Here is a 23,953-nt window from a genome sequence, read left to right on the forward strand (position 1 = left end):
GCGCTGTACGGGGCCCTTCTCGTCGTACGGGTCGATCTCAGCCGATGTCTCAGCCGCCGAACTCGTGGAGACCCTTCAGGGCCTGGTCCAGGAGTGCCTGGCGGCCCTCCAGCTCCCGCTCCAGCTTGTCGGCCCTGGCGTTGTTGCCCTGGGCGCGCGCCTGATCGATCTGGCCCCTGAGCTTGTCCACGGCTGCCTGGAGCTGACCGGTCAGACCCTCGGCACGCGCGCGTGCCTCCGGGTTGGTCCGGCGCCACTCCGTCTCCTCGGCCTCCTGCAGAGCGCGCTCGACGGCGTGCATCCGGCCCTCGACCTTCGGGCGCGAGTCCCGCGGGACGTGGCCGATGGCCTCCCAGCGTTCGTTGAGCGTGCGGAACGCGGCGCGGGCCGATTTCAGGTCACCGATCGGCAGGAGCTTCTCGGCCTCCTCGGCCAGCTCCTCCTTGAGCTTGAGGTTCTCCGTCTGTTCGGCGTCCCGTTCGGCGAAGACCGAACTGCGGGCGGCGAAGAACACGTCCTGGGCACCGCGGAAGCGGTTCCACAGGTCGTCCTCGTGCTCGCGCTGGGCGCGGCCCGCGGCCTTCCACTCCGTCATCAGATCGCGGTAGCGGGCGGCCGTGGGGCCCCAGTCCGTGGACCCGGAGAGCGCCTCGGCCTCGCCGACCAGCCGCTCCTTGGTCTTGCGGGCGTCCTCGCGCTGCGCGTCCAGTGACGCGAAGTGGGCCTTGCGGCGCTTGGAGAACGCCGAGCGGGCGTGCGAGAAGCGGTGCCACAGCTCGTCGTCGGACTTGCGGTCCAGGCGCGGCAGACCCTTCCAGGTGTCCACCAGGGCGCGCAGCCGCTCACCGGCGGACCGCCACTGGTCGGACTGGGCCAGCTCCTCCGCCTCGACGACCAGCGCCTCCTTGGAGTGCCGGGCCTCGTCGGACTGCTTGGCGCGCTGCTGCTTGCGCTCCTCGCGGCGCTTGCCGACCGTCTCCACGAGAGCGTCCAGCCGGACCTTGAGCGCCGCCAGGTCACCGACCGCGTGATGCGCGTCGACCTGCTCGCGAATGTGGTCGATCGCGGTCTGCGCGTCCTTCGCGGACAGGTCGGTGGTCTTCACTCGCTTCTCGAGGAGGCCGATCTCGACAACCAGGCCCTCGTACTTGCGCTCGAAGTAGGCCAGGGCTTCCTCGGGGGTGCCCGCCTGCCAGGAACCGACGACCTGCTCGCCGTCGGCCGTACGCACGTACACGGTCCCCGTCTCGTCGACGCGGCCCCACGGGTCGCTGCTCACAGCGCCTCCTCCACATGATGCCTGCGGAAGGCTTCAGCGCCCCCGGGCATCGTCCACAGTTTCGTCACGGCCAACATAGGCGACCGGCGGGTTGCCTGTCCGCATCCCGCGCGACCGAAATTACGCAGTTGGCGGTCAGGATTTGGTGACGGTCGCCTTGTTGATCACGACGGTCGCGTTCGGCGCGCCGTCGCCCGCGCCGGTGCTCTCACCAGCCGCGGCGATCTTCTTCAGCACCTTCATACCGGATGCCGAGATGGTGCCGAACGGGGTGTAGCTCGGAGGCAGCTGGCTGTCCTGGTAGACGAGGAAGAACTGGCTGCCGCCGGTGTGCGCCTGTCCGGTGTTCGCCATCGCGACGGTGCCCGCCGGATAGACGTTGGACTTGAGGCTCTTGTCCTTCAGGTTCTCGTCCGGGATGGTGTAGCCCGGTCCGCCGCTGCCGGAGCCCGTCGGGTCGCCGCACTGCAGGACGTAGATGCCGTTGGTGGTGAGCCGGTGGCACTTGGTGTGGTCGAAGAAGCCCTTGCCCGCGAGGAAGTCGAACGAGTTGACGGTGTGCGGGGCCGCCGACGCCTTCAGCGCGATGTCGATCTCACCGCAGGTCGTCGCGAGGCCCAGGGTGTACTTCGCCGACTTGTCGATGGACATCGCCGGCTCCTTCTTCCAGGTCTCCGTCTTGACCTTGCCGGCGGCGGCCTTCTCGCACGGGTCCGGCGCCTTGCTCGGCGCCGCGCTCGGGCTGGTCTGCGCGCTCGCGCTGGTCTTGTCGTCGTCCTTCATGACGCCGGACGTGTAGAGCGCCAGGCTGCCCACCAGGACCACGCCGAGCACCAACCCGATCACGGAGTTGCGTACACGGGCCTTGCGGCGCGCGGCCGTGCGCCGCTGCTGCTGTCGCAAGAACTTCTCCCGCGCGAGCTGCCGCTTCCGCTGTTCCTGGGTGACCACGGGGTTCTCTCCTCATGCGTCTCGTCCGCCGACCGGTACGCATGCGTCGTATGAGCCGACCGCCTGCGTGTGCCCCGTACCGTATATGGGTTCGCTGAGGAATCGGCAGCGCCGGTAGGCTCTGACCACTGGGGCAGCCGCCCGAAAGACCGCCCGTACCCACACAAAACGAGGACGATCGTGCTCATTGCGGGGTTCCCCGCCGGGGCCTGGGGGACGAACTGTTATCTCGTCGCCCCCGCCGCCGGTGAGGAGTGCGTGATCATCGACCCGGGCCACCAGGCCGCCGAGGGAGTCGAGGAGACGCTGAAGAAGCATCGGCTCAAGCCCGTCGCCGTCGTCCTCACCCACGGCCACATCGACCACGTGGCCTCGGTCGTCCCCGTGTGCGGCGCGCACGGAGTACCGGCGTGGATCCACCCCGAGGACCGCTACATGATGAAGGACCCCTCGATGGGTCTCGGGCGTTCCGTCGGGATGCCGCTCATGGGCGAGATCACCGTGGGGGAGCCGGACGACGTCAAGGAGCTGACCGACGGCGCGAAGCTGGAGCTCGCGGGTCTGGAGCTGTCCGTCGCGCACGCGCCGGGGCATACCAAGGGGTCGGTGGCCTTCCGGATGCCGGAGACGGCCGATATCCCGTCGGTCTTCTTCTCCGGGGATCTGCTGTTCGCCGGCTCCATCGGACGCACCGACCTGCCCGGCGGTGACATGGCCGAGATGCTCGACTCGCTGGCCCGTGTGTGCCTGCCGCTCGACGACTCGACCGTGGTGCTGTCCGGCCACGGCCCCCAGACGACCATCGGCCAGGAGCGCGCCACCAACCCGTATCTGCGGCAGGTGGCCGCCGACGGCCAGGGAGCACCTCAGGCTCCCCGACGAGGAATGTGACGAGAGACTTCCGTGAGCACCTTTCAGGCCCCCAAGGGCACGTACGACCTGATCCCGCCGGACAGCGCCAAGTTCCTGGCCGTCCGCGACGCGATCGCCGCACCGCTGCGCACCTCCGGCTACGGCTACATCGAGACCCCCGGCTTCGAGAACGTCGAGCTGTTCGCGCGTGGTGTCGGTGAGTCCACCGACATCGTCACCAAGGAGATGTACGCCTTCGAGACCAAGGGCGGCACCAAGCTCGCCCTGCGCCCCGAGGGCACGGCGTCCGTGCTGCGTGCGGCGCTGGAGGCCAACCTCCACAAGCTCGGCAACCTCCCGGTCAAGCTCTGGTACTCCGGCTCGTACTACCGCTACGAGCGCCCCCAGAAGGGCCGCTACAGGCACTTCTCGCAGGTCGGCGCCGAGGCGATCGGCGCGGAGGACCCGGCGCTCGACGCCGAGCTGATCATCCTGGCCGACCAGGCGTACCGCTCGCTGGGCCTGAGGAACTTCCGGATCCTGCTGAACAGCCTGGGCGACAAGGAGTGCCGCCCGGTGTACCGGGAGGCGCTGCAGACCTTCCTGAGGGGTCTCGACCTCGACGAGGAGACCCTGCGCCGCGCGGACATCAATCCCCTCCGCGTCCTCGACGACAAGCGCCAGGACGTGCAGAAGCAGCTCGCGGACGCACCCCTGCTGCGTGACTACCTCTGCGACGCCTGCAAGGCGTACCACGAGGAGGTCCGTGAGCTGATCACCGCGGCGGGCGTGGCCTTCGAGGACGACCCGAAGCTGGTGCGCGGCCTCGACTACTACACCCGTACGACCTTCGAGTTCGTCCACGACGGCCTGGGCTCCCAGTCCGCGGTGGGCGGCGGCGGCCGCTACGACGGACTGTCGGAGATGATCGGCGGACCCGCCCTCCCGTCCGTCGGCTGGGCGCTCGGCGTCGACCGCACGGTCCTCGCCCTGGAGGCGGAGGGCGTCGAGCTCGAACTCCCCTCCACGACCAGCGTGTTCGCGGTCCCGCTGGGCGAGGAGGCCCGCCGGATCCTGTTCGCCAAGGTCACCGAACTGCGCAAGCTCGGCATCGCGACCGACTTCTCCTACGGCGCCAAGGGCCTCAAGGGCGCCATGAAGAACGCCAACCGCAGCGGCGCCCGCTACGCGATCGTCGCCGGTGAACGCGACCTCGCCGAGGGCGTCGTACAGCTGAAGGACATGGAGTCCGGGGAGCAGTCGGCGATCGGGGTCAACGAGATCGTGGCGGAGCTGGAGTCGAGGCTCGGTTAGCGGGACGGCGGGGGAAGGGCGTCGGCACTCACCGGCAGGCGCCCTTCTTCCTGCCAACTCGCCCCAGGGGCAAAGGAGTCGGGATACCGGGGTAAACGCTTGGCGATGTTTTCGAACGAGCGTGCACCGCGTTCCTATGCTCCGCGCATGAGACTCTTCCGGTTGAGAGGCCGAGACAGCGACGTACAGGTGCTGGGGAAGTCCCTGGTCCCCGCCATGGCCCTGTTCCGGGGTGGGCGTTACAAGGAGGCGGAGGCCGAAGCCCGTGCCGTGGCCGCGAGCCTCGGCACGGGTCTTCCGGACGGAGTCCTGGCACTGTCCTTCGCCGCGATGTCGGCGGGCGCCCAGGGCCGGCATGCCGAAGCCCTCGCCGAATACGACGCGCTGCTGCCGGTGTTCGGCAGGAACTTCGGCGCCGAACACTCGCGGACCCTGCTACTGCGCTCGAACCGTGCCCAGGGCCTGATCCCGCTCGCCAGGTACGCCGAGTGCGAGAGGGAGTGTGCGGCCGTCGCCCGGGCCGCCGTCCGGCCCGCGGCCCGGCTCGGCGAGCCGGAGCGGTCACGGATGATCGCGGCCGCCCGCAACGGCCAGATCTACGCCGTCAACGCGCAGGGCCGTCATCCGGAAGCCGAGCGGCTTGCTCGCGAGGCTCTCGCCGCCCATCACACCGAGGACCGGTTCACCCTGGGTCTGCGGCTGGGCCTGGCGCGCAGCCTCAACGGCCAGGCCCGTCACGAGGAGGCGCTCGCCGAGGCGGAGAGCGCCGACAGCCTGAGCCGGCGCCTGCCCGAGGAACAGCGTCGCCCGGAGACCGGTGCCGTCGAACTGGCCATGGCCAGAGCCCTCCTGGGGCTGGGCCGTGGAACCGAGGCCCACTCCAAGGCCGCGATCGCCCATGACGCCTGCGTGGCCACCTTCGGCCCGGAGCACTACCGCACCGTCGAGGCCCGGGACCTGCTCGACCGGATCGACGGCGCCTGACGGGGCCCTACTGGTCGAGAAGCCCGTACCGCATGGCACAGGTGACGGCTGCCGTCCGGTCGGTGACCCCCAACTTGCCGAAGGCCCGCAGGAGATGGGTCTTCACCGTCGACTCGCCGATGAAGAGCCGCCGGCCGATCTCCGCGTTCGTACAGCCCTCCGCCACCAGCCGCAGGACCGCCGTCTCACGCTCCGAGAGCCTCGGCCGCTCCGGCCGGGTGCGCAGCTGGTCGACCAGTCGGGCGGCGACCGTCGGCGCCAGTACCGTCTCGCCGCGCGCGGCGGCCCGTACGGACTGAGCCAGTTCACCCCGGGGCAGGTCCTTCAGCAGGTAGCCCGCCGCCCCCGCCTCCACGGCCCGCAGGATGTCCCGGTCCGTCTCGTACGTCGTCAGGACGATCACCCGGCAGGGCAGCCCCGCCTCGGTCATCCGCACGATCGACTCGACGCCCGAGCCGCCCGGCATCCGCAGGTCCATCAGCACGATGTCGGGCCGGAGCGCCGCCGCCAGTGCCTCCGCCTGCGGCCCGCTGGACGCGTCGGCGATCACCTCCAGGTCCGGTTCCGCCGTCAGCATCGCCCGCAGGCCCTCCCGAACGACGGGGTGGTCGTCGGCGAGGATGATCCGGATCATGAACGACTCCTCGGGGGAGGTACGGGCAGTTCGACGGTGACCGTGGTGCCGCCGCCGGGCGCGCTGCGCACCCGGACCGTGCCGCCGACCTCGGTGGCGCGGGCACGGAGCCCCGCCAGGCCGTAGCCGTCATGGGCGGCCCCCGGGTCGAAGCCGTGGCCGTCGTCCCGTACGGACACGGTGAGGCGGCCGTCGGCGTAGTGGAGACCGATGGTCACCGCGGCCGAACTCCCCGCATGCTTACGGCAGTTCGTGAGCGCCTCCTGGCAGGAGCGCAGGGCGACGACCTCGGGTCCCGCGGGCAGCGGACGGACCGGGCCGGTCACCTCCAGCTTCGCGGAGTTCCGCGCCGCCAGCCGGAACAGGGCGTCCGGCAGCGTCGCGCCGTCCAGGTCGGCGGGGGTGCCTCCGGCGACCAGAGCTCGCGCCTCGGCGAGGTTCAGCCGGGCCGTCTCGTCCATCAGCGCCAGATGCCGGCGAGCCTGCGGCACATCGTGACCGAGCTCCGCGTCGACGGCCTGGGCCAGCATCAACAGGCTGGTGAAGCCCTGCGCGAGGGTGTCGTGGATCTCCCTGGCCATCCGCTCCCGCTCGGCCAGCGCCCCGTGCGCCGCCGACAGCCGGGACACCTCGTGCCGGCTCGCGTCGAGCTCCGCGATCAGCGCCGCGCGCTCCTGGCTCTGCTCGATGATGCGGATCACCCAACCGCCCAGGGCCACCGAGAAGACCAGGGTGACCACCGCGAACAGGCCGTTGAAGAAGACGTCCTGGTCGCTCGGCCACCACAGCAGCGCCCAGCCCACCACCGGCGCCAGGTTGATCATGGCCACCATGACGGTCGCCCACCGCATCCGCAGCGTCATGAAGCACTGGGGGACGAGCGCGAAGGTCATCAGCCGGGTCTCGCCCACCAGGATCGCCGAGGGCAGGAACAGGGCGGTCATCGCGAAGAGGTAGCCGAGGGCCTGGCGCTCGGGGGGCGGGTCGCCCTTCAGCAACGGGCGTCCCGTCCACACGAACAGCGGGATCAACGGCACCAGCAGCGCCGCCGCGGTGACGCGGACCGGCCACCCCGGATGTCCTGTGCCGAGCACGAACGCCAGGGTGGCCAGCCAGATGAGGGCGAAGTAGGTGTCCCACAGCCGGAAGGAGCGGTCCCAGCTGTAGGCGCCGTCCGCCCCCGTCCGGTCGTTCATCCGTCGCGCCGGTTCTTCCACCGGAAGGTCAGCAGACACAGCAGCAATCCTCCGACGCACCACGCCCCCAGCACCAGGGCGATGCGCCCGAACTCCCAGTCGCCTGCCTGCTCCAGGACCTGCGCCGAGTCCGGCAGGAACACCCCGCGCAGCCCCTGGCACATCCACTTCAGCGGGAACAGCGCGCCGATGTTCAGCATCCAGTCGGGGATCGTCTCGATCGAGATGTACACCCCGGAGATGAACTGGAGGACGAGGAAAGGCAGCACGACCACGGAACTCGCGCTCTTGGCGGACTTGGGCACCGAACTGATCGCGATGCCGAGCAGCGCGCAGGCCGTCAGCCCGAGCACGAAGATCCAGGCGAACGCGAACCATTTGCCGCCGTCCGAGGGCAGATCGATGTCGTAGAACGCCACACCGACGAGCAGCAGGATCGCCGTCTCCATGAGACCGGTGACCAGTACCAGCCAGACCTTGCCGAGGAAGTACGCCGTCGGCGGCATCGGCGTGCCCCGCAGCCGGCGTAGCACCTTCTCGTCCCGCTCGATGGTGATGGAGATGCCGAGCGACTGGAAGCTCGTCGACATGATGCCCGCGGCCATCATCGCCGGGACGTAGAGCTGCTGGACGCTGATGCCCGCCCCCTTCACGTCGTCGCTGAAGATCGACGCGAACAGGAACAGGAAGACCACCGGGAACGCGAAGGTGAACACCATCTGGTCGCGCTGCCGGAAGAACTGCTTGATCTCCAGGGCACCCCGCCCAAGCCCAAGCTCCCAGGCGCCGGGCAGCCTCTCCGCGCGGGCATCGGCCCGGGACCGTACGGCGGTCGTGGTCATCGCGCGTCCTCCTGTCCGGTCAGCCGGAGGTAGACGTCCTCCAGCGTGGGGCGGCCCACTGTCAGTCCCGGGATCTCGCCGTCGAAGCGGCGCATCAGCTCGGCGACCGTCCTGGTCGGGGTGTCGGTGTGCTCCACGCGCGGGGTGCCGTCCGGCTCGGTCCACGCGACGGTGGCGCCGGTGCCGTACCGCTCCCGCAGCCTCGCCGGTTCGTCCTCGGCGACTACCTTGCCCCGGGAGATCACGGCCAGCCGGTCGGCGAGTGCCTCGGCCTCCTCCAGGTAGTGCGTGGTGAGCAGGATCGTGGTGCCCTCGTCGGACAGCTTGCGGATCAGGTCCCAGAACTGCCGCCGGGCCGCCGGGTCGAAACCGGTCGTCGGCTCGTCCAGAAGCAGCAGCTCGGGATCGCCGATCACCCCGAGCGCCACGTCCAGGCGCCGCCGCTGGCCGCCCGACAGCGCCTTGATCCGGCTGCCCGCCTTGGCCTCGAGACCCACCAGACCGATGACCTCCTCGGGGTCCCGCGGCCTCGGGTAGTAGCGGGCGAAATGCCGTACGGTCTCGCCGACCGTCAACTCCGCGGGCGCGGATTCGTCCTGCCAGACGATTCCGACACGTGAGCGCCACGCGCGTGTGCCGTGCGCCGGGTCCGCGCCGAGCACCGAGACCTCGCCCGCGTCCCGGTCGCGGTTGCCCTGGAGGATCTCCACCGTGGTGCTCTTGCCCGCGCCATTGGGCCCGAGCAGGCCGAACACCTCGCCCCTGCGGATGCCGAGATCGATTCCGTCGACCGCGGTCACGTCGCCGTACCGCTTGCGCAGCCCCCGAACGTCCACAGCGAGTTCGTTCGCGTGTGTTGTCATGCCCTCGAGAGTCGGCCGGAACCGAACGCTCAGGGACGACCGTGCGTACTTCCTTATGTCCACCGAACGGTGGACAAGCCTCTGTGTACGGCACAATGGCCCCTGCCCGAAGTAAGGTCCAACTCTCAAGCAGACGGATCGGCGTGATGAGCAAGACCACAGTGAAAGACGTCTCCACGGAGCCCGGGCCCGCGTCGGCGGGCGCCGACGCGACGCCCCGGACGGAGGGCGGCAGCCGTGCCTTCGCCCTGCTGCTGGTGATCACCGGCGCGGCCGGACTGCTCGCCGCGTGGGTCATCACGATCGACAAGTTCAAGATCCTCGAGGGCAAGGTGAGCGGCAAGACGTTCACCCCGAGCTGCTCCCTCAACCCGATCGTCTCCTGCGGCAGCGTCATGGAGAGCAAGCAGGCCGCCGCCTTCGGGTTCCCCAACCCGATGCTCGGCCTCGTCTGCTACGGCATCGTGATCTGCGTCGGCATGAGCCTGCTCACCCGCGCCCGCTTCCCGCGTTGGTACTGGCTCACCTTCAACTTCGGCACGCTCTTCGGCGTGGCCTTCTGCACCTGGCTCCAGTTCCAGTCCCTGTACCGGATCAACGCGCTGTGCCTGTGGTGCTCGCTGGCCTGGGTCGCCACGATCACCATGTTCTGGTACGTCACCTCGTTCAACGTCCGCAACGACTTCCTGCCGTCCCCGGGCTGGCTCAAGCGCTTCCTCGCGGAGTTCACCTGGGTCCTGCCGGTCACGCACTGCGGCATCATCGCGATGATGATCCTGACCCGCTGGGGCTCCACCCTCTGGGCTTGATCCTTCGGGCCTGATCCTTCGGGCGTTGTCAGTGGCGTGACATAGGGTTTTGAACGTGGAGCCCGATCTGTTCACCGCCGCGGCGGAAGAGCGCCAGGAGAAGGACCCGGCCGGCAGCCCCCTGGCGGTCCGGATGCGCCCGCGCACCCTCGACGAGGTGGTGGGCCAGCAGCACCTGCTCAAGGCGGGCTCGCCGCTGCGCCGACTGGTCGGCGAGAGCGGCGGCGGCCCCGCCGGGCCCTCCTCGGTGATCCTGTGGGGCCCGCCGGGTACCGGCAAGACGACACTGGCGTACGTCGTGTCGAAGGCGACCAACAAGCGTTTCGTGGAGCTCTCCGCGATCACCGCCGGGGTCAAGGAAGTGCGCGCGGTCATCGAAGGCGCCCGCCGCGCCATCGGCGGGTTCGGCAAGGAGACCGTCCTCTTCCTCGACGAGATCCACCGCTTCAGCAAGGCCCAGCAGGACTCCCTGCTCCCCGCGGTCGAGAACCGCTGGGTGACCCTGATCGCGGCGACCACCGAGAACCCGTACTTCTCGGTGATCTCCCCGCTGCTGTCCCGGTCCCTCCTGCTGACCCTCGAACCCCTCACCGACGACGACCTCAGAGGGCTCCTGAAGCGGGCCGTGAGCGACGAGCGCGGCCTGAAGAACACCGTCGCCCTCCCAGGGGACACCGAGGCCCACCTCCTGCGGATCGCCGGCGGCGACGCCCGCCGCGCCCTGACCGCCCTGGAGGCCGCCGCCGGCGCCGCGCTGGACAAGGGCGAGCCGGAGATCTCCCTCACCACACTCGAGGAGACGGTCGACCGCGCGGCCGTGAAGTACGACCGCGACGGCGACCAGCACTACGACGTGGCCAGCGCCCTCATCAAGTCCATCAGGGGCTCGGACGTCGACGCGGCCCTGCACTACCTGGCCCGCATGATCGAGGCCGGCGAGGACCCCCGCTTCATCGCCCGCCGCCTGATGATCTCCGCGAGCGAGGACATCGGCCTCGCCGACCCGGGCGCCCTCCCCATAGCCGTCGCCGCCGCCCAGGCCGTCGCCATGATCGGCTTCCCCGAGGCCGCGCTGACACTGAGCCACGCGACCATCGCCCTCGCCCTGGCCCCGAAGTCCAACGCCGCGACCACGGCGATCGGCGCCGCCATGGAGGACGTACGCAAGGGCCACGCGGGGCCCGTGCCGATGCACCTGCGGGACGGGCACTACAAGGGCGCGGCCAAGCTCGGGCACGCGCAGGGGTACGTCTATCCGCACGACCTGCCCGAGGGGATCGCCGCCCAGGAGTACGCCCCGGAGGAGCTCAGGGGCCGGGAGTACTACACCCCCACCCGGCACGGGGCCGAGGCGCGGTACGCGGACGCGGTCGAGTGGACCCGCAAGCACCTCGGTCGTAAGCGGTCCTGAGCACCCTGTAGAATCCCTCGAAGTGCCGAGTCCCGCGCAGTCAGAGCGGGACAACCGGCCGGAACCCCAGTGGGTTCCAGGAGCGTCGCGCACCGTTCGAATGGTGTCGCGGGCAACCCATCACCACCCGTCGTACGAGAGTACGGCGGCACCGGTCGGTGGGTCACTCGCGTGCTGCACGTATGTGCCCAGACCAGGGGAGCGGCTGCCCACCAGGTCCCTCGCGGACCCGGCGGGTTTCCCCGGCTGCGGATGCGACCTCCCATAACTCTGACGAGCCGAACACCAGAAATGAGAGATTGTGGCGAACCAGTCCCGCCCCAAGGTCAAGAAGTCGCGTGCCCTCGGCATCGCGCTGACCCCGAAGGCCGTCAAGTACTTCGAGGCCCGCCCCTACCCGCCGGGTGAGCACGGCCGTGGCCGCAAGCAGAACTCGGACTACAAGGTCCGTCTGCTGGAGAAGCAGCGTCTGCGTGCGCAGTACGACGTGTCCGAGCGTCAGCTCGTCCGCGCCTACGAGCGTGCCGCCAAGACCCAGGGCAAGACCGGTGAGGCCCTGGTCATCGAGCTCGAGCGCCGTCTCGACGCCCTGGTCCTGCGTTCGGGCATCGCCCGCACCATCTACCAGGCCCGTCAGATGGTCGTGCACGGTCACATCGAGGTCAACGGCGGCAAGGTCGACAAGCCGTCGTTCCGTGTCCGTCCCGACGACGTCGTGATGGTCCGCGAGCGCAGCCGCAGCAAGACGCTGTTCGAGGTCGCCCGCGCCGGTGGCTTCGCCCCCGACGGTGAGACCCCGCGCTACCTGCAGGTGAACCTCGGCGCCCTGGCCTTCCGCCTGGACCGCGAGCCGAACCGCAAGGAGATCCCGGTGATCTGCGACGAGCAGCTCGTCGTCGAGTACTACGCCCGCTGATCACCAGCAGGCCGTAGCACCACGCACCACTCAGCCCGCCGTCTCCCCGCCCTTCCGGGTGGGCGAGGCGGCGGGCTGCTGCGTCTTCGAGGCCGCCGTCGGATGCCGCACCGGACCGCGCGGGGCACGCAGCGCCTCCAGACCCGCCTCCCGCCCGCCACGCCCCAGGGCCCGGGCCACTGCCGCGTCCCGGTCCAGCCGAGCCCCCTGCCGTACGCACGTCTCGTACCGCTCGTCGCCCAGCCGCTGCCGGGCCGTCGCCTCGCACAGCTCGTGCGGGGCGTTGTAGTGGGCCGAGCCGAACAGCGGCAGACCCACCGACGGCCACAGCGACGCCGCCGCGCCCTGCAGCAGCGCGGCCTCGGCCGCATCGCCCTGGGTGACCGTGACCAGAGCCAGCAGTTCGAGGGACAGGACCGAACCGAGCAGATCGTGGAAGGCGTGCGCGCAGGTCAGGCAGTCCGTGAGCAGCTCACGCGCGCGTGCCGGGTCACCCTCGCTCCAGGCCGCGTACGCCAGGACGTACAGCGCGTACGAACGTGCCCATCGCTCGCCGTGGTCCTCGCACACCCGGCGTACGTCCTCGCACAGCCGCACCGCGTCCGGCAGGTCTCCCAGGAACGCCCGGGCCATCGCCAGTTCGACCTGGCCCATCAGCACGTTGCTGTTGAGCTCGCCGATCTCCTGATAGCGCGCCAGCGACGAGCGCAGCAGCGTCTCGGCACGCGGCATGTCGTCCGAGACGAGCGCCAGACAGCCGGTGCGGTGCTCGGCGTACGCCATCGCCGTAGGGTTCCCGGACCGCTCCGCCTCCTGCCGGCACTCCTGCAGAGCCGCCAGCGCGGGCACCGTGTCGCCCTGGAGGACCGCCACATAGCCGAGGACCCACAGGGCCTTCAGCCGGGCGTGTTCGGCACCCGGCTCCAGATCGACACTGCGTTCCAGCCAGTGCCGCCCCTCCGACAGCCGCCCGCAGCCGACCCAGCAGAACCAGAGGGAGCCCGCGAGGTGCTGGCCCAGTTCCGCCCCGTCGGGCTCGGTCAGGCAGTACTCCAGGGCGCAGCGCAGATTCGGCAGCTCGGCCTCGATCCGTGCGGCCACCTCGTTCTGCCGCGGCGAGAACCAGTCCAGTTCGCACCAGGTCGCAAGGCCCACGTACCAGTCGCGGTGCCGTCTGCGCAGCCGGACCGCGTCGCCCGTAGCCTCCAGCCACTCGGCGCCGTACGCCCGGACCGTGTCGAGCATCCGGTAGCGCACGCCGGTCGCGGTCTCCGCGCGGGACACCACGGACTGGGCGAGCAGCGCGGACAGGACGTCGAGGACGTCGTCGGAGTGCAGACCGCCGCCGCTGCACACGTACTCGGCGGCCTCCAGGTCGAACTGCCCGGCGAACACCGACAGCCGTGACCACAGCAACCGCTGCTCGGGCGTGCACAGTTCGTGGCTCCAGCCGATCGCCGTGCGCAGCGTCCGATGCCGGGGCAGGGCGTCCCGGCCGCCGCCCGTCAGCACCCGGAACCGGTCGTCGAGCCGTTCCAGCAGCTGCTCGGGGGACAGCGCTCCCAGCCGTCCGGCGGCGAGTTCGATCGCCAGCGGGATCCCGTCCAGCCGCCGGCACAGCTCCCGTGCGTGCGGATCGTCGCCGACCGTCACTCCCTGCCGTACGGCCCGTTCCCCGAACAGTTCCACGGCCTCGTCCTCGCCCAGCGGCCCCAACGCGAACACCTGCTCCCCGGCCACGGACAGAGGCCTGCGTCCGACGGCCAGGACGGCCAGTCCCGGGATCCGTCCGAGCAGGTCGGCGACGAGCTCCGCGCAGGCGTCCACCAGGTGCTCGAAGCCGTCCAGGACCAGCAGGAGCCGGCGCCCGGCGAGGTGCGCGAGGAGCGACTCGCGCGGCGGCCGGACGGTGTGGTCCGTCAGGCCCAGCGCCTCCACGACCGCGTGGTCGACGAACTCCGGGTCGCGCACCACCGACAGCTCGACGCGCCACACCCCGTCGGGCAGCGCGCAGCAGCCGCCGGCCACCCGCGCCGCGAGCCGGGATTTACCGATCCCGCCCGGACCCGTCACCGTCACCAGCCGCGCGGTGTCCAGCGCCCGCGCCAGCCCCGGCAGTTCGGCACCGCGGCCCACGAAAGCGTCGAGTTCCAGGGGGAGATTGCCGTGCGCCGCGGTGCCGCCGGGCTGATGACTACGCATGGAACACGGAGCGTACTGAAGCGTGTTCACTCCGTACAATCACGCGTCGCCCCCCGAAGGGCCGCGGGAGGTAATCCGGTGCGGAGCGCCATCCCCGGCGCGATAGGCTCGGCAGCGTTATCTACAGGTGTTTATGAGAGCAGGTGTCAGGTGTCCGGTGGAGAGGTTGCCGGGATCCTGGTGGCCGTCTTCTGGGCGATCCTGGTCTCCTTCCTCGCCGTCGCCCTGGCGAGGCTGGCCCAGACGCTCAAGGCGACCACCAAACTCGTGGCGGACGTGACCGACCAGGCCGTCCCGCTGCTGGCCGAGGCCTCCACCGCGGTGCGCTCGGCGCAGACCCAGATCGAGCGGGTCGACGCGATCGCCTCGGACGTCCAGGAGGTCACGTCGAACGCCTCCGCGCTGTCCACCACCGTCGCCTCCACCTTCGGCGGCCCCCTCGTCAAGGTCGCGGCCTTCGGCTACGGCGTGCGCAGGGCGGTCAGCGGCCGCAAGGACGACATGCCCGCCAAGGAGCCCCGGCGTACCGTGATCGTGGGCCGCACGGTCTCCCGGCGAGAGAAGCGAAACCTCCGCGGAAAGAGGGACTGAGAGCCAGCATGTTCCGCCGTACCTTCTGGTTCGGCACCGGCGTCGCCGCCGGTGTCTGGGCCACCACCAAGGTCAATCGCAAGCTGCGTCAGCTGACCCCCGAGAGCCTGGCCGCGACCGCGGCGAACAAGGCGATCGAGACGGGTCACCGCATCAAGGACCGAGCGGTGGGCTTCGCGCTCGACGTCCGGGACAACATGGCCCAGCGGGAGGAGGAGCTGGGGGAGGCCCTGGGCATCAACTCCGACCCCGAACTCCCCGCTCCCCGGCGGTACACCGCCATCGAGAACCGCACCGACCCGAAGTCCGTCGACAGCGACAGGACGACGTACTCGTACAACCGGAATGAGGACCACTGATGGAGTCGGCCGAGATTCGCCGCCGCTGGCTGAGCTTCTACGAGGAGCGCGGTCACACCGTCGTCCCTTCGGCGTCGCTCATCGCGGACGACCCGACTCTGCTCCTGGTCCCCGCCGGCATGGTCCCCTTCAAGCCGTACTTCCTCGGTGAGGTCAAGCCGCCGTGGGCGCGCGCGACCAGCGTCCAGAAGTGCGTGCGCACGCCCGACATCGAAGAGGTCGGCAAGACCACCCGGCACGGCACGTTCTTCCAGATGTGCGGCAACTTCTCCTTCGGCGACTACTTCAAGGAAGGCGCCATCAAGTACGCCTGGGAGCTGCTCACCAGCCCCCAGGACAAGGGTGGTTACGGCCTGGAGCCGGAGAAGCTCTGGATCACCGTCTACAAGGACGACGACGAGGCCGAGCGCCTGTGGCACGAGGTCGTCGGGGTGCCGAAGGAGCGCATCCAGCGCCTCGGCATGAAGGACAACTACTGGTCCATGGGCGTCCCGGGACCCTGCGGCCCCTGTTCCGAGATCAACTACGACCGCGGCCCCGAGTTCGGTGTCGAGGGCGGCCCCGCCGTCAACGACGAGCGGTACGTGGAGATCTGGAACCTCGTCTTCATGCAGTACGAGCGCGGCGAGGGCATCGGCAAGGACAACTTCGAGATCCTCGGCGAGCTCCCCAGCAAGAACATCGACACCGGCCTCGGACTCGAGCGGCTCGCGATGATCCTGCAGGGCGTGCAGAACATGTACGAGATCGACACCTCCATGGCCGTCATCAACAAGGCCACCGAGCTGACGGGTGTCGCGTACGGCGACGCCCACGAGTCCGACGTGTCCCTGCGCGTGGTCACCGACCACATGCGGACGTCCGTCATGCTCATCGGCGACGGCGTCACCCCCGGCAACGAGGGCCGCGGTTACGTCCTGCGCCGCATCATGCGCCGCGCCATCCGCAACATGCGCCTGCTCGGTGCCACCGGCCCGGTCGTGCTCGACCTGGTCGACACCGTGATCGCCATGATGGGCCAGCAGTACCCGGAGCTCGTCACCGACCGCGAGCGCATCGAGAAGGTCGCCGTCGCCGAGGAGAACGCCTTCCTCAAGACGCTGAAGGCCGGCACCAACATCCTCGACACCGCGGTCACCGAGACCAAGCAGTCCGGTGGCACGGTCCTCGCCGGCGACAAGGCGTTCCTGCTCCACGACACCTGGGGCTTCCCGATCGACCTCACCCTGGAGATGGCCGCCGAGCAGGGGCTCTCCGTGGACGAGGACGGCTTCCGCCGTCTGATGAAGGAGCAGCGGGAGCGCGCCAAGGCCGACGCCCAGGGCAAGAAGACCGGCCACGCCGGCGCGGGCGCCTACCGTGCGATCGCCGACCAGGCCGGCGAGACCGAGTTCCTCGGCTACGCGGAGACCGAGAGCGAGTCCACGATCGTCGGCATCCTCGTCGACGGCGCCTCCTCCCCGGCCGCCACCGAGGGCGACGAGGTCGAGATCGTCCTGGACCGCACCCCCTTCTACGCCGAGGGCGGCGGCCAGATCGGCGACACCGGCCGCATCAAGGTCGACTCCGGTGCCGTCATCGAGATCCGCGACTGCCAGAAGCCGGTACCGGGCGTCTACGTCCACAAGGGCGTCGTCCAGTTCGGCGAGGTGACCGTCGGGGCCAAGGCCCTCGCCTCGATCGACGGCCGCCGTCGTACGGCCATCGCCCGCGCCCACTCGGCCACCCACCTCACCCACCAGGCCCTGCGGGACGCGCTCGGTCCGACGGCCGCGCAGGCCGGTTCCGAGAACCAGCCCGGCCGGTTCCGCTTCGACTTCGGTTCCCCGTCCGCCGTTCCGACGGCCGTGATGACCGACGTCGAGCAGAAGATCAACGAGGTGCTCGCCCGTGATCTCGACGTGCACGCCGAGATCCTGAGCCTGGACGAGGCCAAGAAGCAGGGCGCCATCGCCGAGTTCGGCGAGAAGTACGGCGAGCGGGTCCGGGTCGTCACCATCGGCGACTTCTCCAAGGAGCTGTGCGGCGGCACCCACGTGCACAACACCTCGCAGCTCGGCCTGGTCAAGTTGCTCGGCGAGTCGTCGATCGGTTCCGGGGTCCGCCGTATCGAGGCGCTCGTGGGCGTGGACGCCTACAACTTCCTGGCCCGTGAGCACACGGTCGTCGCCCAGCTCCAGGAGCTGGTCAAGGGCCGCCCTGAGGAGCTCCCGGAGAAGGTCTCCGCCATGCTCGGCAAGCTGAAGGACGCCGAGAAGGAGATCGAGAAGTTCCGCGCGGAGAAGGTCCTGCAGGCCGCGGCCGGTCTCGCCGAGTCCGCCAAGGACGTCCACGGGATCGCGGTCGTCACCGGTCAGGTCCCGGACGGCACCACGCCGGACGACCTGCGCAAGCTGGTCCTCGACGTGCGCGGCCGTATCCAGGGCGGCCGGGCCGTCGTCGTCGCCCTCTTCACCGTCAACAACGGCAAGCCGCTCACGGTCATCGCCACCAACGAGGCCGCCCGCGAGCGCGGTCTCAAGGCCGGTGACCTGGTCCGCACGGCGGCCAAGACGCTCGGCGGCGGCGGTGGCGGCAAGCCGGACGTCGCCCAGGGCGGTGGCCAGAACCCGGCCGCGATCGGTGAGGCCGTTGACGCCGTGGAGCGCCTGGTCGGGGAGACGGCCAAGTAATGCGAAGAGGCCGTCGACTCGCGATCGACGTGGGGGACGCCCGGATCGGGGTCGCCTCGTGCGACCCCGACGGGATCCTCGCCACTCCGGTGGAGACGGTCCCCGGCCGGGACGTCCCGGCAGCTCACCGTCGGCTCAGGCAGCTGGTCGAGGAGTACGAACCGATCGAGATCGTCGTCGGTCTCCCCCGCTCCCTCAAGGGGGGCGAGGGCCCGGCCGCGGTCAAGGTCCGTGGCTTCGCCCAGGAGCTCGCGCGGGGGATCGCGCCCATCCCGGTCAGGCTGGTCGACGAGCGGATGACGACGGTGACGGCCAGTCAGGGACTGCGCGCGTCCGGAGTGAAATCCAAAAAGGGCAGATCGGTCATCGACCAGGCAGCCGCTGTGATCATCCTCCAGCAGGCCCTGGAATCCGAACGGGTGTCAGGTAAAGCACCCGGCGAGGGCGTCGAAGTGGTCATCTGATCGCGATACGGTAACGTTCCGCGCGATGCGGCGGCATTCGAACAGCCACCGCACAGAAAGAGGCGGACCGGTAGCCGGGTCGTCGAAGAAGGCGACCACCACCTCGCGGCTCTAGGGGATCGATGACTGAGTATGGCCGGGGCCAAGGCTCCGAACCGTGGCATCCGGAGGACCCGTTGTACGGGGACGACGGATGGGGAGGACAGCAGGCCCCCGAGGGTCAGCAGTCCCCCTACGGCGGCCAGCCGCAGCACTATCCGGAGCAGCCGCAGCAGCCGCAGTACGACAACAACGGTGGCTGGGGCGACGGCCAGCAGGCCGCCTACGGTCAGGCGCAGCAGCAGTACCCGCAGCACGACGGCCAGTACGACCAGCACCAGCAGTACCACCAGCAGCAGTACCAACAGCAACAGCAGTACGACCAGCAGGCCTATCAGGGCGCTCCGCAGCAGTCGTACGACAACAACGGCTGGGCGGACGGCACGCAGGGGCAGGGGCAGGTCCCTTACCCCGCCGACCCGTCCGACCCCTACGGCCAGCAGGCCGCCGCGTACGGCGCGGAACAGCAGGACTACTACGGCAGCCCGGACGCCTACCCGCCGCCGGAGCCGCCGAGCCGTCGGCGTGCCGAGCCGGAACCGCAGCAGACGGACTGGGATCCCGGCCCGGACGAGGGCGAACATGCCTTCTTCGCGGGTGGCGGGGACGACGACGAGGACGACACGGACGACCCGAAAGGCGGCCGTGGCGACCGGCGGGGCCGTGGCGGCAAGGGCAGCAAGAAGCGCAAGAGCGGCTGCGCCTGTCTGGTGGTGCTGCTGGTGTTCGGCGGCGGTATCGGCGGTGTCGGGTACTTCGGCTACCAGTTCTACCAAAATCGTTTCGGCACGGCCCCGGACTACGCGGGCGACGGCACCAGCGAGAAGGTGACCGTCCAGATCCCCAAGGGTGCGGGCGGCTACGAGATCGGCCGACGGCTGAAGGAGGCCGGAGTCGTCAAGAGCGTCGACGCCTTCGTCTCCGCCCAGCAGCAGAACGACAAGGGCGACAGGATCCAGGCCGGTGCCTATCTGCTGAAGAAGCAGATGTCCGCCGCGAGTGCCGTGGTGCTGATGCTCGACCCGGACAGTCAGAACAACGTGGTGGTGGCACCGGGGGTGCGCAATATCGCCGTCTACAAGGCGATCGACGACAAACTCGATCTTTCCTCCGGCACCACGAAGAAGATCGCCAAGGAGAAGTACAAGAGTCTCGGGCTGCCGAGCTGGGCCAACGACAACAGCAAGATCAAGGACCCGCTGGAAGGATTCCTCTACCCGGGGACATATCCCGCGGCCAAGGGCATGAAGCCCGAGAACGTGCTGAAGGGCATGGTCACCCAGGCCGCCGAGAAATACGACGACTACGACCTCGAGGCGAAGGCCAAGGCGCTCAAGCTGGACAGCCCGCTGCAGGTCATCACGGTCGCGAGCCTCGTCCAGGCCGAGGGCAAGACCGAGGACGACTACCGCAAGATGGCGGAAGTGGTCTACAACCGCCTCAATCTCGCGAACCCCGAGACCTATGGCCTGCTCCAGTTCGACTCGACCTTCAATTACCTGAAGGGCGAGAGCAACATTCACATCAGCGAGTCCGCGATCAACAGCAACAAGGACCCGTACAACACGTACACCCAGAAGGGCCTTCCGCCCGGACCGATCGACAACCCGGGTGATGTCGCGTTGAAGGCGGCCCTGGATCCGACCGACGACGGCTGGTACTACTTCGTCGCGACCGACGGTGTGAAGACGACCGAATTCGCCAAGACCCACGCTGATTTCCTGAAGCTCAAGGACAAGTTCGATGAGAGCACGGGCAGCTGACGCCTGCCGGGCCGCCGTCCTCGGCAAGCCCATCGCCCACTCCCTCTCCCCGGTGCTGCACCGCGCCGCCTACGAGGAGCTGGGCCTCACGGGCTGGACGTACGACCGCTTCGAGCTCGACGAGGCCGGACTGCCCGGGTTCGTCGAGCGGCTCGGACCGGAGTGGGCCGGGCTGTCGGTGACCATGCCGCTCAAGCGGGCGGTCATCCCGCTGCTCGACGAGATCAGTGAGACGGCCGCCTCGGTGGAGGCGGTCAACACGGTCGTCCTGACCGAGGACGGCCGTCGTCTCGGTGACAACACCGACATCCCCGGGATGGTCGCCGCCCTGCGCGAGCGAGGCATCGAACAAGTCGACTCGGCGGCGGTCCTCGGCGCCGGCGCCACCGCCTCCTCCGCGCTCGCCGCGCTCGCCCGGATCTGCACCGGCGAGGTCGTCGCCTACGTGCGCGGCGAGGCCCGGGCCGCCGAGATGCGGCAGTGGGGCCGGCGACTCGACATCGAGGTGCGTACGGCGGACTGGGCGGACGCGGCCGAGGCGCTGCGCGCCCCTCTGGTGATCGCCACCACGCCCGCCGGGGCCACGGACGCCCTCGCCCACGCCGTACCGGAGCGCCCCGCGACCCTCTTCGACGTCCTGTACGACCCGTGGCCGACCGAGCTCGCCGCCCGTTGGTCGATGATCGGCGGGGCCGTGGTCAGCGGCCTCGACCTGCTGGTGCACCAGGCGGTGCTCCAGGTCGAGCAGATGACCGGTGTGCAGCGCGCGCCGGTGGAGGCCATGCGCAAGGCGGGCGAACACGCGCTGGCGGCCCGCTGAGGCCCGTCGGCGAAGCGGGACATGGCGATCCTGTGAAAACGCTGTACTGAGAAGTAACCCCAGGTCATGCTCTGCGGACGGCCCGGCAAAGCCGGCGGGCCGCCGAACGGAGCCGCCATGACCCGTCACGCCCGGCGCAGGTTTCTCACCTATCTGGTGGCCGCGCCCGCCCTTGCCGTAGCGACCAGGGTCGGCGTGGACGCCTACGCCCCCGGCAGAGCCGAAGCGGCGATCCCGACGCCTCCCGCACCGGCCGACCTGGTCGACCTCGGAGACCTGCTGATCCTGGCCGGGGCGCCCACCGCGGACATGCTCGTGCTGAGCGTCGACGAGGACGGCGACGTCCACTTCCGGCTGCCCCGTGAGGAGGTCGGCCAGGGGCTCACCACCGCCGTGGCCATGCTGGTCGCGGAAGAACTCGACACCCCGCTCGACCGGGTCCGCGTCCATCTGGAGAACGCCCGGCCCGAGCTGCTCTTCAACCAGCTCACCGGCAGTTCCAACTCGGTCCGTTCGCTGTACGACCCGGTGCGCCGGACCGCGGCGGCCGCGCGGGCCCGGATGGTCGGTGCCGCGGCCCGTCAGTGGGGACTGAAGGCGGCCGACCTCTCGGTTCGCGCGGGTGTGGTGTCCGCACCCGACGGCCGCACGGCCTCGTACGGCTCCCTCACGGCCGCCGCGGCCGGCCTGGACCTCGGCTCCCTCACGGTGACGCCGAAGAAGGAGTCCGAGCACACTCTCGTCGGCACCCCCACCTCGCGCATCGACGCCCGCGCCCTGGTCACCGGCACACAGGAGTACACGCTCGACCTCGACGTGCCCGGCGCCAAGCCCTGCATGGTGCGCCGCCCGCCGACCATCAACGGCACCGTGAAGTCGGTCGACAACGAGGCCGCCGTACGGGCCATGCCCGGCGTCCTCGACGTGGTCGTCATCGACACCGGCGTCGCGGTGGTCGCGGAGACGTTCGGGCAGGCCCTCGACGGCAAGGACGCCCTGGAGGTGACCTGGGCCGGCGGGAGTGTCGACACGCTCTCGGACAGCGACATCCGGGCGAGGCTCAAGGCGGCCACGCCCTCGCTCGACCTGCTCGGGGCACTGGTCAAGAAGGTCGACACCGAGTTCGACTTCGCCTTCGTGAGCCACGCCCCGCTGGAGACCAACTCCGCCGTCGCGGACGTACGGTCCGACTCGGCCGAGATCTGGTCCGGCCTCAAGTCGCCGATCGTCGCCCAGGCGGCCGTCGCGAAGGCCGTCGGGCTGCCGGTGTCCAAGGTCACGATGCATGTGGTGCAGTCCGGCGGCTCCTTCGGGCGGCGGCTGTTCCACGACGCGGCCCTGGAGGCCGCCGTGGTGTCCAAGAAGAGCGGCAGGCCCGTGCGGCTGATGTGGTCCCGTATCGACGACATGCGGCACGGGCGGATGCGGCCCGCCACCCACCACCGGGTCCGCGCCACCTACGCGGCCGGGCAGGTGCTCACCTTCCAGCACCAGGTGGCGGCCGTCGAGACCGACTTCCGGCACGGACTCGGCGACGCGGTCACCGCCGCCGCCGCGAGCCTGCCCACCGGCCTCGGCAACGCGACCTTTGCCCAGACCCTGTTCCTGACCACGGTGAAGTCCCCCTACAACTTCGGCCTGACCACCCAGACCCTCACCGAGATACCGCTCAGGATGCACACCGGGTCGTGGCGGTCGGTGTACTCGGCCAACACACGCGGCGCCGAGGAGATCGTCGTCGACGAGCTGGCCGCCAAGCTGGGGAAGGACCCCGTGGAGTTCCGGCGGTCGTTCCTCAAGTCCGACCGGCAGCGGACCGTCCTCGACCGTGCCGCCGAGGAGGGCGACTGGGGCCGCGCCCTGCCCGCCGGCTGGGCCCAGGGCATCGGCTTTCACGACGAGTACAAGTCCTGCACGGCCTGCCTGGTCGAGATCGACGCCACCGACCCGAAGAAGCCCCGGGTGACGAAGGCGGTGATCGTGGCCGACGTGGGCCGGGTGATCAACCCGCGCGGCCTGGAGGCCCAGCTGCTCGGCGGGCTCACGGACGCCATCTCCACCACGCTCAGGGCCGGCCTGCACATCGACAAGGGCCTGCCGCTGGAGGGCAGTTACTCCCAGTTCCACTACGCGCGCCAGAAGGACACCCCCAAGGACGTGAAGATCTACGTCATTGAAGGCGCCGACGAGCCGGGCGGCGCGGGTGAACTCGGCGTCCCCGCGGCGGTGGGTGCCGTCGCCAACGCCTACGCCCGGGCCACCGGCACCAAGCCGCGCAGCTTCCCCGTCAACTTCGACGTCGACTTCACCCCGTTCCCGCGCTGAGGAGCCGTCCGTGCCGTCCCACACCTTCACCGTCAACGGGAAGTCCGTCACCGTCGACGCCCCCGACGACCTGCCCCTGCTGTGGGCCCTGCGCGACCTGCTCGGCATCCGCGGACCCAAGTACGGCTGCGGCATCGACGTCTGCAAGGCCTGCACCAGCCACCTCGACGGCGAGGCCGTCAACCCCTGCGTGGTCCCCGTCTCCGAGGCCGCGGGCCGAGAGGTCACCACCATCGAGGGGCTCGCCGACGGCGACCGGCTGCACCCCGTCCAGGAGGCCTGGCTGGAACAGGACGTCGCCCAGTGCGGCTACTGCCAGCCCGGCCAGATCATGGCCGCCGTCGCCCTCCTCAAGCGCACGAAGAACCCCACGGACGCCGACATCGACGCCATCGCGAACGTCTGCCGCTGCGGCACGTACTTCCGCATCCGGGAGGCGATCAGGAGCGCGGCGCAACGGATGGCCTAAGGGCTCCACGCGGGTGCCCACGTCCGTCTGCTGGACCTGTGACCGGCTCCCGCCACCGGACGTGGGAGGATCGGAGGTGGCGGGCCGGGGCCGCGCACCTGGTCGCGCCGTTGCCGTACGCGAGGACGCGCGTACGCA

General features: G+C 70.1%; 21 protein-coding genes. 14 read left to right on the forward strand and 7 right to left on the reverse strand.

The window, feature by feature from the left end; genetic code table 11:
* Nucleotides 1–49 precede the first annotated feature (49 nt).
* Nucleotides 50–1,279 carry a DUF349 domain-containing protein gene (locus ACFYRX_RS13085; protein WP_389098865.1) on the reverse strand — a complete coding sequence of 410 codons (1,230 nt, stop codon included), beginning with the start codon at nucleotides 1,277–1,279 and terminating at the stop codon, nucleotides 50–52.
* Between the two features lie 135 nt (nucleotides 1,280–1,414).
* Nucleotides 1,415–2,230: a peptidylprolyl isomerase gene (locus ACFYRX_RS13090; RefSeq protein ID WP_389098867.1), complete on the reverse strand. Its 816-nt coding sequence runs from the start codon at nucleotides 2,228–2,230 to the stop codon at nucleotides 1,415–1,417.
* A 180-nt stretch (nucleotides 2,231–2,410) separates the two neighbouring features.
* Here ACFYRX_RS13090 and ACFYRX_RS13095 point away from each other — a divergent pair, with 180 nt between their 5' ends.
* From ACFYRX_RS13095 to ACFYRX_RS13105, 3 genes are all read left to right on the forward strand, one after another.
* The gene (locus ACFYRX_RS13095) at nucleotides 2,411–3,121 is read left to right on the forward strand and encodes an MBL fold metallo-hydrolase (RefSeq protein WP_389098869.1); all 711 of its coding nucleotides are present in this window, start codon (nucleotides 2,411–2,413) and stop codon (nucleotides 3,119–3,121) included.
* A gap of 12 nt (nucleotides 3,122–3,133) precedes the next feature.
* Complete coding sequence (hisS, locus tag ACFYRX_RS13100) at nucleotides 3,134–4,396, forward strand: histidine--tRNA ligase (RefSeq protein WP_389098871.1); 1,263 nt, start codon at nucleotides 3,134–3,136, stop codon at nucleotides 4,394–4,396.
* Nucleotides 4,397–4,543: 147 nt separating this feature from the next.
* Nucleotides 4,544–5,380: a tetratricopeptide repeat protein gene (locus ACFYRX_RS13105; RefSeq protein WP_389098873.1), complete on the forward strand. Its 837-nt coding sequence runs from the start codon at nucleotides 4,544–4,546 to the stop codon at nucleotides 5,378–5,380.
* A gap of 7 nt (nucleotides 5,381–5,387) precedes the next feature.
* Here the strand turns inward: ACFYRX_RS13105 and ACFYRX_RS13110 are convergent, their stop codons facing one another.
* The 4 genes from ACFYRX_RS13110 to ACFYRX_RS13125 are packed head-to-tail and all read right to left on the reverse strand — an operon-like array spanning nucleotide 5,388 to nucleotide 8,915.
* The gene (locus tag ACFYRX_RS13110; protein WP_389098875.1) at nucleotides 5,388–6,014 is read right to left on the reverse strand and encodes a response regulator; all 627 of its coding nucleotides are present in this window, start codon (nucleotides 6,012–6,014) and stop codon (nucleotides 5,388–5,390) included.
* The gene (locus ACFYRX_RS13115) at nucleotides 6,011–7,210 is read right to left on the reverse strand and encodes a sensor histidine kinase (protein WP_389098877.1); all 1,200 of its coding nucleotides are present in this window, start codon (nucleotides 7,208–7,210) and stop codon (nucleotides 6,011–6,013) included. Before ACFYRX_RS13115 ends, ACFYRX_RS13110 begins: the two co-directional genes overlap by 4 nt.
* Nucleotides 7,207–8,052 carry an ABC transporter permease gene (locus ACFYRX_RS13120; protein WP_389098879.1) on the reverse strand — a complete coding sequence of 282 codons (846 nt, stop codon included), beginning with the start codon at nucleotides 8,050–8,052 and terminating at the stop codon, nucleotides 7,207–7,209. Before ACFYRX_RS13120 ends, ACFYRX_RS13115 begins: the two co-directional genes overlap by 4 nt.
* Nucleotides 8,049–8,915 carry an ABC transporter ATP-binding protein gene (locus ACFYRX_RS13125; protein ID WP_389098881.1) on the reverse strand — a complete coding sequence of 289 codons (867 nt, stop codon included), beginning with the start codon at nucleotides 8,913–8,915 and terminating at the stop codon, nucleotides 8,049–8,051. Before ACFYRX_RS13125 ends, ACFYRX_RS13120 begins: the two co-directional genes overlap by 4 nt.
* A 146-nt stretch (nucleotides 8,916–9,061) precedes the next feature.
* Here ACFYRX_RS13125 and ACFYRX_RS13130 point away from each other — a divergent pair, with 146 nt between their 5' ends.
* The 3 genes from ACFYRX_RS13130 (at nucleotide 9,062) to rpsD (ending at nucleotide 12,051) form a co-directional block, all read left to right on the forward strand.
* Nucleotides 9,062–9,724 (forward strand): vitamin K epoxide reductase family protein, encoded by a 663-nt coding sequence (locus tag ACFYRX_RS13130; protein ID WP_389098882.1) that lies wholly within the window; start codon nucleotides 9,062–9,064, stop codon nucleotides 9,722–9,724.
* Between the two features lie 55 nt (nucleotides 9,725–9,779).
* Nucleotides 9,780–11,135 carry a replication-associated recombination protein A gene (locus ACFYRX_RS13135; protein ID WP_389098884.1) on the forward strand — a complete coding sequence of 452 codons (1,356 nt, stop codon included), beginning with the start codon at nucleotides 9,780–9,782 and terminating at the stop codon, nucleotides 11,133–11,135.
* Between the two features lie 301 nt (nucleotides 11,136–11,436).
* On the forward strand, nucleotides 11,437–12,051 hold the full coding sequence (gene rpsD / locus ACFYRX_RS13140) for a 30S ribosomal protein S4 (RefSeq protein ID WP_006381762.1): 615 nt from the start codon (nucleotides 11,437–11,439) through the stop codon (nucleotides 12,049–12,051).
* Nucleotides 12,052–12,081: 30 nt separating this feature from the next.
* On the opposite strand, the gene ACFYRX_RS13145 is transcribed toward rpsD, so the two are convergent.
* Nucleotides 12,082–14,253 carry an ATP-binding protein gene (locus tag ACFYRX_RS13145; protein ID WP_389098886.1) on the reverse strand — a complete coding sequence of 724 codons (2,172 nt, stop codon included), beginning with the start codon at nucleotides 14,251–14,253 and terminating at the stop codon, nucleotides 12,082–12,084.
* Nucleotides 14,254–14,403: 150 nt separating this feature from the next.
* Between ACFYRX_RS13145 and ACFYRX_RS13150 the strand changes: the two genes are divergently transcribed.
* The 8 genes from ACFYRX_RS13150 (at nucleotide 14,404) to ACFYRX_RS13185 (ending at nucleotide 23,815) form a co-directional block, all read left to right on the forward strand.
* On the forward strand, nucleotides 14,404–14,844 hold the full coding sequence (locus tag ACFYRX_RS13150) for a DUF948 domain-containing protein (RefSeq protein ID WP_389098888.1): 441 nt from the start codon (nucleotides 14,404–14,406) through the stop codon (nucleotides 14,842–14,844).
* Nucleotides 14,845–14,852: 8 nt separating this feature from the next.
* Nucleotides 14,853–15,203, forward strand: coding sequence for a hypothetical protein (locus ACFYRX_RS13155; protein WP_389098890.1), 351 nt, complete (start codon nucleotides 14,853–14,855; stop codon nucleotides 15,201–15,203).
* Nucleotides 15,203–17,875 (forward strand): alanine--tRNA ligase, encoded by a 2,673-nt coding sequence (gene alaS / locus ACFYRX_RS13160; protein ID WP_389098892.1) that lies wholly within the window; start codon nucleotides 15,203–15,205, stop codon nucleotides 17,873–17,875. The genes ACFYRX_RS13155 and alaS overlap by 1 nt, the downstream gene beginning before the upstream one ends.
* A complete protein-coding gene (gene ruvX / locus ACFYRX_RS13165; RefSeq protein WP_389098894.1) occupies nucleotides 17,875–18,339 on the forward strand; it encodes a Holliday junction resolvase RuvX in 465 nt (154 codons plus the stop codon). The genes alaS and ruvX overlap by 1 nt, the downstream gene beginning before the upstream one ends.
* 122 nt (nucleotides 18,340–18,461) lie before the next feature.
* Nucleotides 18,462–20,201, forward strand: a complete 1,740-nt coding sequence (gene mltG / locus ACFYRX_RS13170) for an endolytic transglycosylase MltG (RefSeq protein WP_389098896.1) — start codon at nucleotides 18,462–18,464, stop codon at nucleotides 20,199–20,201.
* On the forward strand, nucleotides 20,182–21,021 hold the full coding sequence (locus ACFYRX_RS13175) for a shikimate dehydrogenase (RefSeq protein ID WP_389098898.1): 840 nt from the start codon (nucleotides 20,182–20,184) through the stop codon (nucleotides 21,019–21,021). The genes mltG and ACFYRX_RS13175 overlap by 20 nt, the downstream gene beginning before the upstream one ends.
* Before the next feature lie 117 nt (nucleotides 21,022–21,138).
* Entirely contained in the window at nucleotides 21,139–23,346 is a 2,208-nt protein-coding gene (locus tag ACFYRX_RS13180) for a molybdopterin cofactor-binding domain-containing protein (RefSeq protein ID WP_389098900.1), read from the forward strand.
* Nucleotides 23,347–23,356: 10 nt separating this feature from the next.
* On the forward strand, nucleotides 23,357–23,815 hold the full coding sequence (locus ACFYRX_RS13185; RefSeq protein WP_389098902.1) for a (2Fe-2S)-binding protein: 459 nt from the start codon (nucleotides 23,357–23,359) through the stop codon (nucleotides 23,813–23,815).
* The last annotated feature ends 138 nt before the right edge of the window (nucleotides 23,816–23,953 follow it).

Origin of the sequence: Streptomyces sp. NPDC005374 (genome assembly GCF_042872225.1) — a bacterium.
Taxonomy (GTDB): Bacteria; Actinomycetota; Actinomycetes; order Streptomycetales; family Streptomycetaceae; genus Streptomyces.